This is a genomic window from Vreelandella alkaliphila (assembly GCF_016107625.1).
GTDB lineage: Bacteria > Pseudomonadota > Gammaproteobacteria > Pseudomonadales > Halomonadaceae > Vreelandella > Vreelandella alkaliphila.
Genome location: NZ_JABASV010000001.1, coordinates 429,414 through 443,989 on the forward strand (window position 1 = coordinate 429,414; position 14,576 = coordinate 443,989).

The following is a 14,576-nucleotide window of genomic DNA, read 5'->3' on the forward strand; positions in this document are numbered from 1 at the left end:
GCACATTAACGCCCTACGATTAGCCGCCCATAGGCAGACGTTCTCGCTTGCTGGCAAACCAGTTAGCACCAATCGCGGCAATCATCACCACCACGCCAGCCATTTCCGTTAGTAGATTTGGGTAGAAAACCCCGAAAATGGCAGCGCCAATCGCCAAGCGCGGTAACCAAGACATCTTGGTAAACAGATAACCTTCAAGCGCGGCAGCAAATGCACACAGCGCCAAAATAGCAATCAGCGCATTCCAAACCACCACGGGCACAGGGCCACCGACAATGATTTCTGGATTAAACACCATAAATAGCGGAATTAAATAGAGACCTTTGGCAAATTTCCAAGCTTGGAAGCCAGTCTCCATGGGTTTACTGCCTGCAATTGCTGCCCCCGCAAAACCGGCCAGGGCGATAGGCGGTGTCACATTGGAATCCTGGGAATACCAGAACACCACTAAGTGAGCAATCAGTAGCGGCACTCCAAATTCAGCGGTCAACGCTGGTCCCACAAGTACAATCAAGACAATATAGCTCGCGGTAACCGGCAGCCCCATCCCCAAAATCAAGCTTGCCAGCAGCACCATCACCAACGCCAACACTAGGTTGCCGCCAGAAAAAGCCAGCATCATTGAGGAAAACTTCAATCCTAGCCCTGTCAGGCCCACAACGCCGACAATAATCCCAGCCACGGCACAAGCCATAGAAACTGCAACGGCATTCCGCGCACCCAGCTCCAACCCCTGAACCAACTTAACGAGCCCCGCCCACACCACACCTTTGGTGCGGCTCATGGTTACCGGCTGACCTTGCTTAGGAGCAATAAAGAAGTACCAAAGCGCATAGCGAAGAACCGCCACAGCGATGATGGTGACCACGGCGTAATACCCCACGCGCATTGGCGACATACTCATCGCTAGCAGCCACACTAGCACCGCTAGAGGAAGCAGGAAGTGCCAGCCATCTTTCATGACTTGGCGCATTTGCGGCAACTCGCTTTTCGCCAACCCCTGCATTCCCTGCTTCAATGCAATGATATGGACAAATAGATACACCGTTGCAAAGTACATAATCGCCGGCAGAATGCTGATTTTAACGATTTCCAAATAGGGCGTATTGGTATATTCCGCAATTAAAAATGCCCCCGCCCCCATTAAAGGCGGCATAATTTGTCCACCAGTAGAGGCGGCTGCTTCTATTCCTCCCGCCTGCTTTGGCTGATAGCCCAGCTTTTTCATCAGCGGAATGGTAAATGCCCCGGTGGTCACCACGTTGGCAATCGCACTACCCGAAATAGAGCCCATACCGGCTGAAGCCAGCACGGCAGCTTTCGCAGGGCCGCCCCGCTGGCGGCCAGTGGCAGCATAGGCCATATCAATAAAAAACTTGCCAGCGCCAGTGCTTTCCAAAAAGGCACCAAAGAGTACGAATATAAAGATGTAGGTCGCCGCAACTCCCAAAGGCAAACCAAAGATGCCTTCTTGTCCTAAATAAAGCTGCCCTGCGACGCGCTCCAAGGTATAGCCACGATGCTCTAAAATGCCGGGCATCCATTCACCTAGCCATGGCAGTTCACCCCTAGGCCCTGCAAATGCGTAGATAATGGCAAGCAGGCCGATCACCGTCATGCCAAACCCAACGGCTCGACGACTTGCTTCCAACACGGTAACCGTCGCAATACAGGCCACTAAAATATCGGTGTCACTCCAGAAGCCGGCTCGATTGATAATCTCATCTAAAAAGAGCACCAGATAGCCACCGGTAGTCAAAGCCCCGGCAAAGAAAATCAGATCAATGCCCCACCCCAGCACTCCACGTTTGCGCGTTGGCCCAAACACAGGAAACATCAAAAATGCCAGCAACATAATCAACGCTAAGTGAATACTGCGCTGATAGAAAAGCCCAAGGGGCTGGATACCAGCAGAATAGAGCTGGAAGAGTGAGAGCCCCACCGCAACCACGGTGATACACCACAGAACCATGCGGGGCTGCATCGCATTCGCGCCGGGCATCACAACCGGCGGTGGAGTGGATTCGTTCATGAACGTCCTCGGAAGCGTTAACTACTATCGTTTTTATTCACGCGGAGCGGTGCTAGGTGATAATAATTGGATAATCACACGTTGCCCGGCTGCGTACTTACTTAAACTCACCGGTGAATGCTCACCATTCGGCCACACCACTTGGTGATTGACGGCAGAAGAACCGACTCTTAATGCATAACGGTTATTTGCTACGGGCTCATCAATAGCATTAATCCAATAACCGCCCTCACCATCTGAGACTTGTTCTCCACGGCCAAAGATATGACCAAGCCCTGCGGCAAAGTCTGGTTGATGACTACGCTCAAGTTGCATAACGCCTGCCGCATTGCGATAGCAATCCAGTACCGTAAAGTGCTCAACAGAGTGTTGCCACTGGATACACCAGCGCCCTTCTGAAGGCACCAGCGCATCCACTAAAACATCGCCTTGTTCAGTCACCACAGCTAAACGCATAGACGCATTCACCGAAGCGGGGGAAGCCCCCACTTCGGTGAGCGGTAGACATGCAAAAAGTAGCGCCATCAGTCGTTGTTGCCACTGCATGGCAATATCCTTATGGCAATGTCTATGGCAAGACCCTTTAACCGTTAAGGGCGCAGACGATCAGGAATATCCGCTCCTACTTCTTCAAAGTAGCGAATCGCCCCCGGGTGCAACGGCACAGGCGTAGAGTTCATGGTGAACTCAATGGTGGTGTCGTTGGCGGCAGGGTGAACAGCAATTAACTCATCGGTGTTTTCAAACAGTAGCTGAGTCAGCTGGTAAGCGAGCTCTTCGTCCATATCAGAATTCACCACCAAGACGTTAGGAACACCGATAGTCTGAACGGACTCGTCCATACCGTCATACATACCCGCTGCCAGCTCGTAGGGCGCAAACACTGCCTCCGCTTCCTGTGCATTGGCAACTTCTTCATCGGAGAGGCCAATTAAGCGGATATCACGGGTAGCGGCAAGGTTAAGAATAGAACTGGTGGGGGGCCCAACGCTCCAGAAACCGGCGTCGATATCACCATCACGAATGGCATCTGCGGTTTCGTTAAAATTGAGTCGCTGGGGGGTAAAATCTTCATAACTAATGCCGTTGGCTTCCAAAACGGCGCGTGCATTTAGCTCGGTGCCACTGCCTGGTGCACCCACGGAAACACGCTTCCCAGCCAGGTCAGCGATGGTCTCGATATCCGACTCAGCCAGCGTTACCAACTGCACCGCATTCGGGTAAACAGAGGCCAGAGCACGGGTATTTTCAATCTGACGGCCGTCAAAGTCGCCGCTGCCGTTATAAGCCTGATAAACCGTGTCGGCCAGCGCTAATGCCAAATCGGCGTCGCCACGCATAATCAGCCCCATATTTTCAACTGAGGCACCAGTAACCTCAGCAGTCGCCTGAGCGCCTTCAATATGGTTATTAATCATTTCAGCGAAGCCACCGCCGATCGGATAATAAACCCCGCCGGTACCGCCGGTCGCGATTGAAAGCTGTTGCGCACTGGCTGGAAGTGCAACAGCCAACATGGATGCTGCCACTGTATATTTTAGAGTTCGCATAAGCGGTTCCTCCGTCCTGTTTGGACTTATAAGTATGGTTGACGATAAGGAGGTGTGAAGTCCCAGCCTCTGGTTACCGTAAACGGCAAGCAAACGCGGTGCAATGACGTTAGCACGGCTTTAGCGTGAGATGCTAATGCAACGCTATTCGCCGATAACCCACGTATAAATGTCGTTACCTGTGCTAAATGTCTAAAATTTATTGATAATAGCGATTAGTTAATGCAGATCGCCACGCCTAACGTTGGCCTAAGGAGATATCATGGAGCACGATGCGCCGCGCCCGAACCTAGCCATCAGTGCCTATCGCGCCCTGAAGCACGACATCATTCGCGGCCGTTATGCGCCTGAAGAGAAGCTTTTAATGAGCCGCCTCAAGGAGTATTACGGCGCCAGTACCGGTCCTCTACGCGAAGCGCTTTCCCAATTAGTTGCCGACCGCTTGGTGATTGCGATTAGCCAACGTGGCTATCGCGTTGCCCCCATGTCGCTGGCCGAGCTGAACGATATTTACGACGCACGCGCTCAGTTAGAGGGCCTGATTTTGCGCCTGGCCATTGAGCGCGGCGACGACGACTGGGAAGCCAACGTACTCGCCACCGCTCATCGGCTAGCTAAAGTGACCGAGGTAAGCTCCCCCGATGAGCTGCTTGATGGCTGGGATTTGCGCCATAAGGCATTTCATACCGCCATTGCTAGCGGCTGCAACTCGCCACACCTGTTGCAGATGCGCGACACGCTGTTTGATCAGGTAGAACGCTACCGCCACCTGTGGCTGCAGGAAACGGTGATGTCCCCCCAGGCACTTGAAATCAAAAGACAAGAGCATGCCGCCTTGGTAGACGTCATCCTGGCTCGTGATACAGAGCAAGCGGCCAACCTCATGCGTGATCACTTAATGACGCCTGTCCCGATTATTACCCGTGTTCTCAAGGAACGTGGGATCAATTAAATTCTTTATTTTAAAATGTAGATATTTTAATAAAACGACGATACATTGGATCGTATCAAAATGACTATGTAGGAGTTCACGCCATGACCCGTTTCAACTGGGACGACCCGCTGCTGCTCGAACACCAACTCACCGATGAAGAGCGCCAAATTCGTGATGCCGCTCACGACTACTGCCAGGAAAACCTGCAGCCACGTGTGCTGAGTGCTTTTCGTGAAGAGCGCTTCGATCGTGAGATCATGAACGAGATGGGTGAGCTTGGCCTGCTGGGTGCAACTGTCGCCCCTGAATATGGCGGCTCAGGCGTGAACCATGTGGCCTACGGACTCATTGCCCGCGAAGTAGAGCGCGTTGATTCAGGCTACCGCTCAGCCATGAGCGTGCAGTCATCACTGGTGATGTATCCGATTGAAGCCTATGGCTCTGAAGAGCAGAAGCATAAATATTTACCTAAGCTCGCCAGCGGAGAAATGGTCGGCTGTTTTGGTTTAACCGAACCTGACCATGGCTCAGACCCTGGTTCAATGATCACTCGGGCAGAAAAAGTTGACGGTGGCTACCGCTTAACCGGTGCCAAAATGTGGATTACCAACAGCCCGATTGCCGATATTGCGGTGGTTTGGGCAAAGTCCGCCGCCCACGACAATCAAATCAAAGGCTTTATTGTTGAGCGCGGTACCGAAGGCTTCAGCACACCCAAAATTGAAGGCAAGGTGTCGCTTCGCGCTTCCATCACCGGTGAAATCGTACTGGACAATGCCTTTGTCCCTGAAGAAAACCTATTGCCTAACGTTAGCGGTTTAAAAGGTCCCTTCGGTTGCTTGAATAAAGCTCGTTATGGCATTGCCTGGGGCGTTATGGGCACCGCTGAGTTCTGTTGGCATGCCGCACGCCAATACACCTTAGACCGCAAACAGTTTGGCCGCCCACTGGCTGCAAATCAGTTGATCCAGAAGAAACTCGCAGATATGCAAACCGAGATCACCCTGGGCTTACAGGCAGCGCTACAGGTAGGTCGCCTAATGGATAGCGGCAATTGGGCACCGGAAATGGTCTCACTAATCAAACGCAATAACTGCGGTAAAGCGCTGGATATCGCTCGCCAGTCTCGCGACATGCACGGCGGCAACGGTGTTTCCGATGAGTACGGTGTTATTCGCCATATGGTGAACTTGGAATCGGTAAACACCTACGAAGGCACTCACGATGTACACGCCTTAATCTTGGGTCGTGCCCAGACCGGTATTCAGGCATTTTTCTAAATAGCGACAAGTGAGGCACCTAATGAGCACAGCAGCCAAGCCACTAGCAGGCATCAAAGTACTCGATATTTCACGTGTACTGGCTGGCCCGTGGTGCGGGCAAATGCTCGCAGACATGGGGGCTGATGTGATCAAGGTAGAGCGCCCCGTCAGCGGCGATGATACTCGCCACTGGGGCCCTCCATGGCTCTCTGGCAGTTCAGAGTCGGCCTACTACCTCTGCGCCAACCGAGGCAAGCGCTCGGTCACCGTCGATATGGCCAAGCCTGAAGGCCAGGCATTGATTAAGCAGCTCGTCGCCACCTCCGATGTGTTGCTTGAAAACTTCAAAGTGGGCGGTTTGAAAAAGTACGGCCTGGACTATGAGAGCCTGAAGACACTGAATCCTCGGCTTATCTACTGTTCAATCACCGGCTTTGGCCAAGAAAGCCCTTACGCACACCGCGCCGGTTACGACTTCATGATTCAGGCAATGGGCGGCATTATGAGCCTAACCGGCAAGCCTGATCATGAGCCCGGCGGTGGCCCCGTCAAAATCGGCGTTGCCTTTACCGATATTTTCACCGGCCTGTATGCCGCCAATGCCGTGCTGGCAGCGCTTTACCAGCGCCGCGATAGCAACGTTGGATGTCATATTGATATGGCATTGATGGACGTTCAGGTGGGCGTACTGGCGAACCAGGCGCTCAACTACTTAACCTCCGGTCAAGTACCTCAGCGGCTGGGGAATGCACATCCCAATATCGTTCCATACCAAGCGTTTGCCACTGCTGATGGCCATATGATTGTTGCCGTCGGTAATGACGAGCAGTTTAAGCGTTTCTGCCAAGTGATCGACCAGCCAACGTTGCCGCTGGACCCAAGGTTCGCCACCAACGGCGCACGGGTGCAGCACCGCACTGTATTGGCTCCTCTACTGGAAGCCGTATTACTAACGCAGAAAACTGATGGATGGCTGGCTGCCTTTGAAGCCGCCGGTGTGCCTAGTGGACCCATCAACACCTTGGATCGCGTCTTCGACGACCCCCATGTCAAAGCACGTGGCTTGAAGCAAACGCTTCCCCACAGCCAAGCCGGTCACGTCGACTTAGTCGCGAACCCTATCCGTATCAACGGCGAGTCAATCAGCGCCCAGACTCCCCCTCCCTCATTGGGTGAGCACACGCAACAGGTGCTTGATGAGCTTGGCATTACCAGCGAACAGCGCCACGCTCTGCAACAAGCAGGCATTATTTAACGCTCGTTATCCTCCCTCTTTTCATATCTCTACTAACGATTCATCTTAGCGCCCAGTTGGGCGCTTTTTTTGTCGGCTCAGCGCACCCAATAATTTCTATACAAAACCTATACGAAAAGTTAACAAGCGACTAAACTGTTTTCGTCTATGATTAGATAGTTAAAAAAAATTTAAATTAACCGGCAATGGCTAACGTAAATCGGCCAGCGGGTAACTTGGCGCACTGCTATAGGGGGATTTCATGGGTCACTGCGCACGGGTAGACGGTAGCTGTAAACGATGCGAGGGGGACCTTCCTTTTGATTTCACGATGGCCTTTCAACCTATTGTGGACGTGTCACTTGCTCGCGTGGTGACACATGAGGCGCTTGTCCGAGGGATTAATGGCGAATCTGCCTGGAGTGTTATTTCTCAGGTGACTGACGACCTACTGTATCGGTTTGATCAAGCTTGTCGTGTTAAAGCGATTGAGATGGCAAGCGCTCTGAATATGCCAACGGCATTATCAATCAATTTTTTACCCAATGCTGTCTACGAACCGGAAGCGTGCATTCAAGCAACGCTTGATATTTCTCGACGCGTTGGATGGCCAATGGAGCGGCTAATTTTTGAAATCACTGAAACCGAACGCGTACGAGACCGCCAGCACCTGCGCAATATCATCGAAGCCTATCGCGAGATGGGCTTTAAAACGGCCATTGATGACTTTGGCAATGGCTATGCCAACCTGGATCTGTTGACTGGTCTAACACCGGATAAGCTCAAAATCGACCGCGAGCTGGTGATGAACTGTGACCATGATATGCGTCGCCAAGCGCTGCTCAGCTCCATCATTTTGCTAGCTAAAGAGTTGAACATGACGCTCATTGCTGAAGGGGTAGAAACACGCAAAGAAGCATTATGGCTAGCGCGGGCGGGCATTGCTCGCCAACAGGGCTTTTTCTACGCCAAGCCAGCTATTAATTCCTTAGGCCCAGATCTAACCTCTCGATTATTAGACTTAAGAGAAGAGGTATATGTAGGCTTAGAAGCATTAAGCTACTGATGCAAACCTATTACCTGCTGCCTATTGCCGATTGTCTTTTAACTACTCTCCATTAACTACTATCTTTTAACCACCGTCTTTTAACTACTGTCTGTCGCCTACTGTCCATTACCCCCGTTTTATCGTCTATATAACGAATTTGAAACAATGACGACCGAACCTGTCACATAAGCAGTGACACTGCACATTTCTCACAGGCAACATCCAACATCCAAAGGAGTTGAGCCATGAGCAACGCCGAGCTAAACGAACTGAAGCAGAAGTATGTCGCGGCGGGCGCCGCTAGCCCCGCCACTGCTTTTGCGGATCGCGCTGAGAATGCTGAGATCTGGGACGCCGACGGCAACCGTTTTATCGACTTCGCGGGCGGTATAGGCGTTTTGAACGTAGGCCACCGTCATCCTAAAGTGGTTGCTGCGGTGAAAGCCCAGTTGGATAAGGTCATGCACACCTGCCAAACAGTGATGCCTTATGAAGGCTATGTAAAAGTTGCTGAAAAACTTAGCCACCTCGTACCGGTTCGCGGCCACGCCAAAGTAATGCTGGCTAACTCCGGTGCAGAAGCGTTGGAAAATGCCGTTAAAATTGCCCGCGCTGCCACCGGCCGCTCTAACGTCATTTGTTTTGACGGCGGTTATCACGGCCGAACGTTCTACACCATGGCCATGAACGGCAAAGTAGCCCCGTATCAAACCGATTTTGGCCCGATGCCTGGCACGGTATTCCGCGCGCCTTATCCGGTGTCCTACCACGGTGTCAGCGAAGACGAAGCCCTTCGTGGTCTGAAAATGACCCTGAAAACCGACGCCAACCCAAAAGACACTGCCGCGATTGTCTTGGAGCCGGTGCTTGGCGAAGGCGGTTTCTATCCTGCATCGAAAAGCTTCCTGGAGAAGATCCGCGAAATTTGCGATGAGCATGGCATGCTGATGATCATCGACGAAGTGCAGTCTGGCTTTGGCCGAACCGGCAAAATGTTCGCCATTGAGCACAGCGGCGTTGAGCCGGACATCATGACCATGGCGAAAAGCATGGCTGACGGTATGCCGATCTCTGCGGTTGTCGGCACCGACAAGGTTATGGATGCCTCTGGCCCCAACTCTTTGGGCGGCACCTATACCGGCAGCCCCACCGCCTGCGCTGCAGCACTGGCCGTGATGGAAGTATTCGAAGAGGAAAACATTCTTGAGAAAAGCCGAACGCTGGGTGAAAAGCTAGCGGCTCGTTTTGGCGAGTGGCAAACCAAGTTCGACTGCATTGATAATGTGCGCAACATGGGCGCTATGGCGGCATTTGAACTGGTCTCGAATAAAACGGATCGCACGCCCAATCCAGAACTTGCCGCAGCGCTGTGTAAGAAAGCCCGTGAGGAAGGGTTGATCCTGCTCTCCTGCGGCATGTACGGCAATACGATTCGCTTCTTGATGCCCGTCACGATTGAAGACAGCGTCCTCAACGAAGGGCTGGATATTATTGAATCCTGCCTGGAATCGCTGGTTTAAGGGGCTCTGATTCAAAAGGCCTATAACAGCTCGTAGCGGGGGTCTTTTGCCATGGCCGGAAAACAGTTCCCGACTTTTCCGGCATTCCCACCATCCTTGGTGGTCAGATGGCAAAAGTAGCGCCCAGGGATGGGGTTACAGCGCCCCCGCCCAGGGCTGTTTCGGCCATGCCAGCTCTCTACTTACCGAGGGCGTCGATCGCCTTCGAGGAAATTAGCTGTAAAAACCGCTTTTCCATGAGTCTCAAACGACCACTTCATCACATCGCTTAAAGCGGCCATCACCGCATCGAATTCCCCGAACACCTGGGTACTCATTCGATTAGGGTGAACTTCTAACCCTGTGGCTTCCAAACGTTTTACCACCTCTTTCACCACTGGCTTAAAATCATCGGCCAGCGGGTAATAGCTTAGCTGTACGGAAAGATACATCCTGCCTCCTTATGCGCTTTATGCGCGCTTACTGGCTCCCTGTGAAAAGCGCTGCCATGCCGCCAATATGGCCGCCCGCGTTTCATCAGGATGCTCCATAGGGAACATGTGAGTACCGGGAACCTCGCTGATAGCTAACCCACGACGCTGAAGCCGCTTGACCCGTGTGGGAGTGAGTAAATGCGACTCCTTCCCTGCCACCAAGTGGATCGGCACACCGACTCGACGTGGCAATCCCGACAGATGATCCGGCAGGTGGCGAAATATCTCCACCTCAATACCTGGGTCAAAGGTTAGCTCAGCGCTACCGTCATCCAGCAAGCGCGTGCCTGCTTCAATGTAGTCGTTCAATGCCTCTGGGGTAAAGCGGCGAAATAACCCACGGCGGCGCAGCGAGTCAGCCATGGCTTCTCGACTAGGCCACACACTGCGCCGCCCCTGAGTTTTACCAGCAGGGGTGATGCGGTCCATAAAACCAAATCGCTTCGCCGCTTTCATCACCCAGGCATCCGGCCCCAGCATCAACGGAGGGTCAAGCATAATGACGCCGCAGAAGCGTTCTGGCTGTTTATCTGCCGCCATAGCCATCAGCGTACCGCCTAACGAGTGACCAACACCCAATAACGGTGTGTCTGTAACCGGCAAGTAGCTCAACAGTTCATCGACTAAATTGCCCCAGTTATGGTTCACCGGGTAATCCGGGTGATGACCCAATCGGTCCAACGGATGGAGGTCAAACGACTCCGCCAGTGGTTCCAGCAGCGTGCGATAGCTTAAGCCAGGAAAGCCATTCGCATGGGCAAACACTAAACGAGGGCGTTGGGTGGCATGGGCAGACATGGTTAGCTCGCAGGGTAAGAAGACAGGAAAGCAGCGTGGCAGCAGCACCCACGCTAGCTAGCAAGTAAAAAAACTATCATACGTCTGTTTTAACGCGCCTTTGTATGAGCGTCAATCGACATAAGTATTAACAGGCTAATTAAAACAAAGAGAGTTGTTGAACCGTGGCTTCTTCTGCCAAACGATAGCCCACGCCTAATAGCCGAACTGGCCTCTCCCCTCGCGCCCAACCAATAGTTAACAGGGATTCGAATTGATCCAGGTTAGGTGCGGGGTCGGCGTGTTCAACCGTGGTTTGGGTAAAGTCGTTAAATTTTACCTTTACCATTAACCCGCGCACGCCGGGCGCTGGGTCTAGTCTGGCATAGCGCTGCTCTAAGTCGTTGAGTAGGTCGGGTAATTGTTGGCGACAGGCTTCCAGGGAGGGTAAGTCTTGGGAGTAGGTTTGCTCGGTGCTGATCGATTTCCGCTCACGATGGGTTTTCACTGGCCGCTCGTCGCGCCCAAAGCTAAGTTCGAACAGTCGATGACCGAAACGGCCAAACTGCTCAACCAGCTCAGTGAGCGGGCGAGCCCGCAAATCCGCACAGGTTTGGATACCCAACCCCGCCAATTTTTCAGCCGTGCGTGGCCCTACGCCGTGGATTTTCTTGACTGGCAGTTGCTGTACAAAGCCATCGATATCGTTCGGCGTGATCACAAACAGACCATCGGGCTTACGCCAGTCACTGGCAATTTTGGCAAGAAACTTATTGGGTGCGACACCTGCCGAGACGGTAATGCCTACTTCTTGTTTAACCCGTTGGCGAATCGCTTCGGCCATGCGGGTAGCGCTGCCGTTGCACAGGGAAATATCAGTAACGTCTAAAAAGGCTTCATCTAGCGAGAGCGGTTCAATCAGTTCAGTCACATCGCGATAAATCGCAAATACTTGACGCGCCACCGCTTTGTATTTGGCCATATCACCACGGATCACGGTCAAATGTGGGCAGCGTTTGAGTGCCTGCGCCATGGGCATGGCCGAGTGGATGCCAAATTCGCGGGCGGGGTAGTTACAGGTAGCGACAACCCCGCGCTGCTCAACGCTGCCGCCTATCGCAATAGGCACATCGTTAAGCGCTGGGTTATCGCGCATTTCAACCGCTGCGTAGAAGCAGTCACAGTCGCAATGAATAATTTTGCGCACAGGTTGCCCTTGCCTCCGCCCTTACCTGTAAATAATCACAGCATATCACAGGAGAAGCCGAAGTTACGTACCGCAAAACGTTCTTAATACCTGCTCGTTTTCCGTTGCGGGAGCTGCAAGGCGGCGTGCTTCTGCGGATTCATCAAAGGGCTGGGTGACCACAGCAAGTAAGCTGTGAAACGGCGCAAAGTCGCCCTCGTAAGCCGCATTGATAACTTCCTGAATTCGGTGGTTACGGGGAATCACAACTGGATTAGCACGCCGCATGGCGGCTAAGCGCTCGCTGTCTTGGCTGGCAACCTGTACTGCTTGCCACTTATCTAACCATGCCGCCAACTCATTGGGTTGGGTGGTCAGCGCCAGCAGTGCTTCCTTATGCGTTTCACTTGAGGTGCTGGCGAAGTGTGTCAGCGCATCAAAGGTAGCGGTCATATCCATCCGCCCCTGGTGCATCTGACTTTCCAGCGCTTCCATTAGCGTTACCGCTTGATCGCTGTCTGCTGCAAGGCCGAGCTTATCCGCATGCAGGCGGCGCTGCTCGGCATCAAACAGCGGCTCAAAGCGGCGAATGATCTCGGTAGCCTGCTCGACGACGGTATCGCCCTCTTCGCGCATCAGCGGCAGCAGCGTTTCGGCAAAGCGGGCTAGGTTCCATTGAGCAATGGCGGGCTGGTTATCAAAGGCATAGCGCTTGCCTTGATCAATCGAGCTGTAGACTTTTTGCGGGTCAAACTGCTCCATAAAGGCACAGGGGCCGTAATCAATGGTTTCTCCGGCAATGCTGCAGTTGTCGGTATTCATCACGCCATGAATAAACCCAAGGCTCATCCACCGCGCCACTAGCGCCGCTTGGCGAGCAACCACCGCCTCTAACAAGGCTAAATAAGGATCATCTGCACTAGCGGCTTCGGGATAGTGGCGCTCAATCACATGGTCGGCCAGCGCTTTCAGGGCAGCTTCATCTCTGCGTACCGCAGCAAATTGAAAGGTACCCACACGAATATGACTGCTTGCCACGCGGGTAAAGACTGCGCCGGGCTCAGGTAATTGGCGCACGACTCGCTCGCCGGTAGAAACGGCGGCTAACGCACGGGTGGTAGGTACGCCCATTGCGGCCATAAACTCACTGACCAGATACTCCCGTAGCACCGGACCCAGCGGCGACCGACCATCACCACCACGGGAAAATGGCGTGCGGCCGCTGCCCTTGAGCTGAACATCGCGCCGTATCCCGTTCTGGTCGACGACCTCCCCCAGTAACAATGCGCGGCCATCGCCCAACTGCGGTACAAAGTTACCAAACTGATGCCCAGCGTAGCCCAGCGCCCGTGGCTCTGCGCCGGGTGGCAACTGGTTGCCACTAAACCATTGGGCAAGGGTGGCATCATCAGACTTACTCTTCAGCCCTGTCTTAAACCCCAGCGTTTCTGCCAGGCGCTCATTAAATACAATCAGCGCGGGCTGGCTCACTGGCGTGGGCTGACAGGCCATCCACAGTGGCTCGGGAAGCGTTGCAAACTGGTGTTCAAATGACAGCACGGGCGACTCCGCTGTTGGTAACAATCGTTGCCTAATACCCTAGCACTTTAGTCAAGTAAACGCTGCTGCAAACAGCCAACAGCGTGCTCTAGCACCGGTGTTAACGGCGCACGCCACTGATGGGTTAATAGTGCATCGGCGCGGGTGACGCCCAACGACAGCGAGGCCACCGGCAAACCCATGGCGTGGGCATCACGGCAGAACCGGTAGCCGGAATACACCATCAACGAGGTACCCACAGCCAACACGGCATCGGCGTTTTGCAGCCCTGCTTGGGCAGCCAAGCGCCGCGCTGGCGGCACCACATCGCCGTAATAGACAACCTGGGGCTTTAAGATGCCTTGGCAGCGCGGGCAATCCAGCACCTTAAACGTCGAAAAATCGGTTTCTAAATCCGCATCGCCGTCGGGCGCATGGTGGGCATCTAGCGCTGCAAAGCGCGGATTCATCCTGGCCATTTCGCTGTGCATGGCGTGACGCATGAGTTGATAACCGCATGTCATGCACGCCACCACGTCTGCTCGTCCATGCAGATCAATGACCTTGCTGGAACCCGCCCGCTGATGCAGACGGTCTACGTTCTGTGTCACCAGCAGCTCCACGCGGCCCATGTTTTCAAGCGCCGCTAACGCCCGATGCGCACCGCTCACTTGAGCTTCACGCATAGCTTTGAAGCCGATCAACGCCCGCGCCCAATAGCGCTGGCGCACGGCAAGTGAGGCCATAAAATCGCCATGCTGTACCGGCGGCGGTCGCTTCCACTGCCCGTCGGCATCGCGGTAATCAGGAATGCCGCTGTCGGTGCTTACTCCCGCGCCAGTAATCACCCACAGTTTAGGGTGGCGCTCAATAAACTCCGCCAGCGCTTCCCCCGCCTGTGCGATGCTATTTGTCATTTCCACGGCCTGCGTCAATGGATCACCCTATGCAACACTGCGACAAGTAACCGATACTGTATGACAATAAAGGGTCATGCAATATGCCCTCGTTATTCAACGTA

The 14,576-nt window shown here is 53.6% G+C and carries 13 protein-coding genes; 5 read left to right on the forward strand and 8 right to left on the reverse strand.

Annotated features, from left to right (window positions below):
- Positions 1-19: 19 nt before the first annotated feature.
- From JFC11_RS01920 to JFC11_RS01930, 3 genes are read right to left on the reverse strand one after another with little or no spacing between them, the layout of a single operon-like run.
- A complete protein-coding gene (locus JFC11_RS01920) occupies positions 20-2,032 on the reverse strand; it encodes a TRAP transporter permease (protein ID WP_198348597.1) in 2,013 nt (670 codons plus the stop codon).
- Between the two features lie 33 nt (positions 2,033-2,065).
- A complete protein-coding gene (locus JFC11_RS01925) occupies positions 2,066-2,578 on the reverse strand; it encodes a DUF1850 domain-containing protein (RefSeq protein WP_095602666.1) in 513 nt (170 codons plus the stop codon).
- Between the two features lie 44 nt (positions 2,579-2,622).
- Entirely contained in the window at positions 2,623-3,582 is a 960-nt protein-coding gene (locus JFC11_RS01930; RefSeq protein WP_038481605.1) for a TAXI family TRAP transporter solute-binding subunit, read from the reverse strand.
- A gap of 262 nt (positions 3,583-3,844) precedes the next feature.
- Here JFC11_RS01930 and csiR point away from each other — a divergent pair, with 262 nt between their 5' ends.
- The 5 genes from csiR (at position 3,845) to gabT (ending at position 9,580) form a co-directional block, all read left to right on the forward strand.
- A complete protein-coding gene (gene csiR / locus JFC11_RS01935) occupies positions 3,845-4,534 on the forward strand; it encodes a DNA-binding transcriptional regulator CsiR (protein ID WP_038481603.1) in 690 nt (229 codons plus the stop codon).
- Positions 4,535-4,617: 83 nt separating this feature from the next.
- Positions 4,618-5,796: an acyl-CoA dehydrogenase gene (locus JFC11_RS01940; protein ID WP_038481600.1), complete on the forward strand. Its 1,179-nt coding sequence runs from the start codon at positions 4,618-4,620 to the stop codon at positions 5,794-5,796.
- A gap of 22 nt (positions 5,797-5,818) precedes the next feature.
- On the forward strand, positions 5,819-7,033 hold the full coding sequence (locus JFC11_RS01945) for a CaiB/BaiF CoA transferase family protein (protein WP_038481597.1): 1,215 nt from the start codon (positions 5,819-5,821) through the stop codon (positions 7,031-7,033).
- A 241-nt stretch (positions 7,034-7,274) separates the two neighbouring features.
- Positions 7,275-8,078: an EAL domain-containing protein gene (locus JFC11_RS01950; RefSeq protein ID WP_198348598.1), complete on the forward strand. Its 804-nt coding sequence runs from the start codon at positions 7,275-7,277 to the stop codon at positions 8,076-8,078.
- Positions 8,079-8,305: 227 nt separating this feature from the next.
- Positions 8,306-9,580, forward strand: a complete 1,275-nt coding sequence (gabT, locus tag JFC11_RS01955) for a 4-aminobutyrate--2-oxoglutarate transaminase (protein ID WP_198348599.1) — start codon at positions 8,306-8,308, stop codon at positions 9,578-9,580.
- Positions 9,581-9,762: 182 nt separating this feature from the next.
- Here the strand turns inward: gabT and JFC11_RS01960 are convergent, their stop codons facing one another.
- The 5 genes from JFC11_RS01960 to JFC11_RS01980 form a co-directional block, all read right to left on the reverse strand.
- The gene (locus tag JFC11_RS01960; RefSeq protein WP_038481590.1) at positions 9,763-10,011 is read right to left on the reverse strand and encodes a YkoF family thiamine/hydroxymethylpyrimidine-binding protein; all 249 of its coding nucleotides are present in this window, start codon (positions 10,009-10,011) and stop codon (positions 9,763-9,765) included.
- 18 nt (positions 10,012-10,029) lie between these two features.
- Positions 10,030-10,851 (reverse strand): alpha/beta fold hydrolase, encoded by an 822-nt coding sequence (locus tag JFC11_RS01965; RefSeq protein ID WP_038481588.1) that lies wholly within the window; start codon positions 10,849-10,851, stop codon positions 10,030-10,032.
- Between the two features lie 139 nt (positions 10,852-10,990).
- Positions 10,991-12,037 carry a DNA polymerase IV gene (dinB, locus tag JFC11_RS01970; protein ID WP_198348600.1) on the reverse strand — a complete coding sequence of 349 codons (1,047 nt, stop codon included), beginning with the start codon at positions 12,035-12,037 and terminating at the stop codon, positions 10,991-10,993.
- 63 nt (positions 12,038-12,100) lie between these two features.
- On the reverse strand, positions 12,101-13,576 hold the full coding sequence (locus JFC11_RS01975; protein ID WP_198348601.1) for a protein adenylyltransferase SelO: 1,476 nt from the start codon (positions 13,574-13,576) through the stop codon (positions 12,101-12,103).
- Positions 13,577-13,623: 47 nt separating this feature from the next.
- The gene (locus JFC11_RS01980) at positions 13,624-14,472 is read right to left on the reverse strand and encodes an NAD-dependent protein deacetylase (protein WP_198348602.1); all 849 of its coding nucleotides are present in this window, start codon (positions 14,470-14,472) and stop codon (positions 13,624-13,626) included.
- Between the last annotated feature and the right edge of the window lie 104 nt (positions 14,473-14,576).

Coding starts and splice junctions, on each gene's coding strand:
- JFC11_RS01925 (WP_095602666.1), bottom strand. CDS start 2,578: ATGCAGTGGCAACAACGACTGATGGCGCTACTTTTTGCATGTCTACCG.
- JFC11_RS01950 (WP_198348598.1), top strand. CDS start 7,275: ATGGGTCACTGCGCACGGGTAGACGGTAGCTGTAAACGATGCGAGGGG.
- JFC11_RS01965 (WP_038481588.1), bottom strand. CDS start 10,851: ATGTCTGCCCATGCCACCCAACGCCCTCGTTTAGTGTTTGCCCATGCG.
- csiR (WP_038481603.1), top strand. CDS start 3,845: ATGGAGCACGATGCGCCGCGCCCGAACCTAGCCATCAGTGCCTATCGC.
- JFC11_RS01960 (WP_038481590.1), bottom strand. CDS start 10,011: ATGTATCTTTCCGTACAGCTAAGCTATTACCCGCTGGCCGATGATTTT.
- JFC11_RS01945 (WP_038481597.1), top strand. CDS start 5,819: ATGAGCACAGCAGCCAAGCCACTAGCAGGCATCAAAGTACTCGATATT.
- JFC11_RS01930 (WP_038481605.1), bottom strand. CDS start 3,582: ATGCGAACTCTAAAATATACAGTGGCAGCATCCATGTTGGCTGTTGCA.
- JFC11_RS01920 (WP_198348597.1), bottom strand. CDS start 2,032: ATGAACGAATCCACTCCACCGCCGGTTGTGATGCCCGGCGCGAATGCG.
- gabT (WP_198348599.1), top strand. CDS start 8,306: ATGAGCAACGCCGAGCTAAACGAACTGAAGCAGAAGTATGTCGCGGCG.
- JFC11_RS01980 (WP_198348602.1), bottom strand. CDS start 14,472: ATGACAAATAGCATCGCACAGGCGGGGGAAGCGCTGGCGGAGTTTATT.
- JFC11_RS01940 (WP_038481600.1), top strand. CDS start 4,618: ATGACCCGTTTCAACTGGGACGACCCGCTGCTGCTCGAACACCAACTC.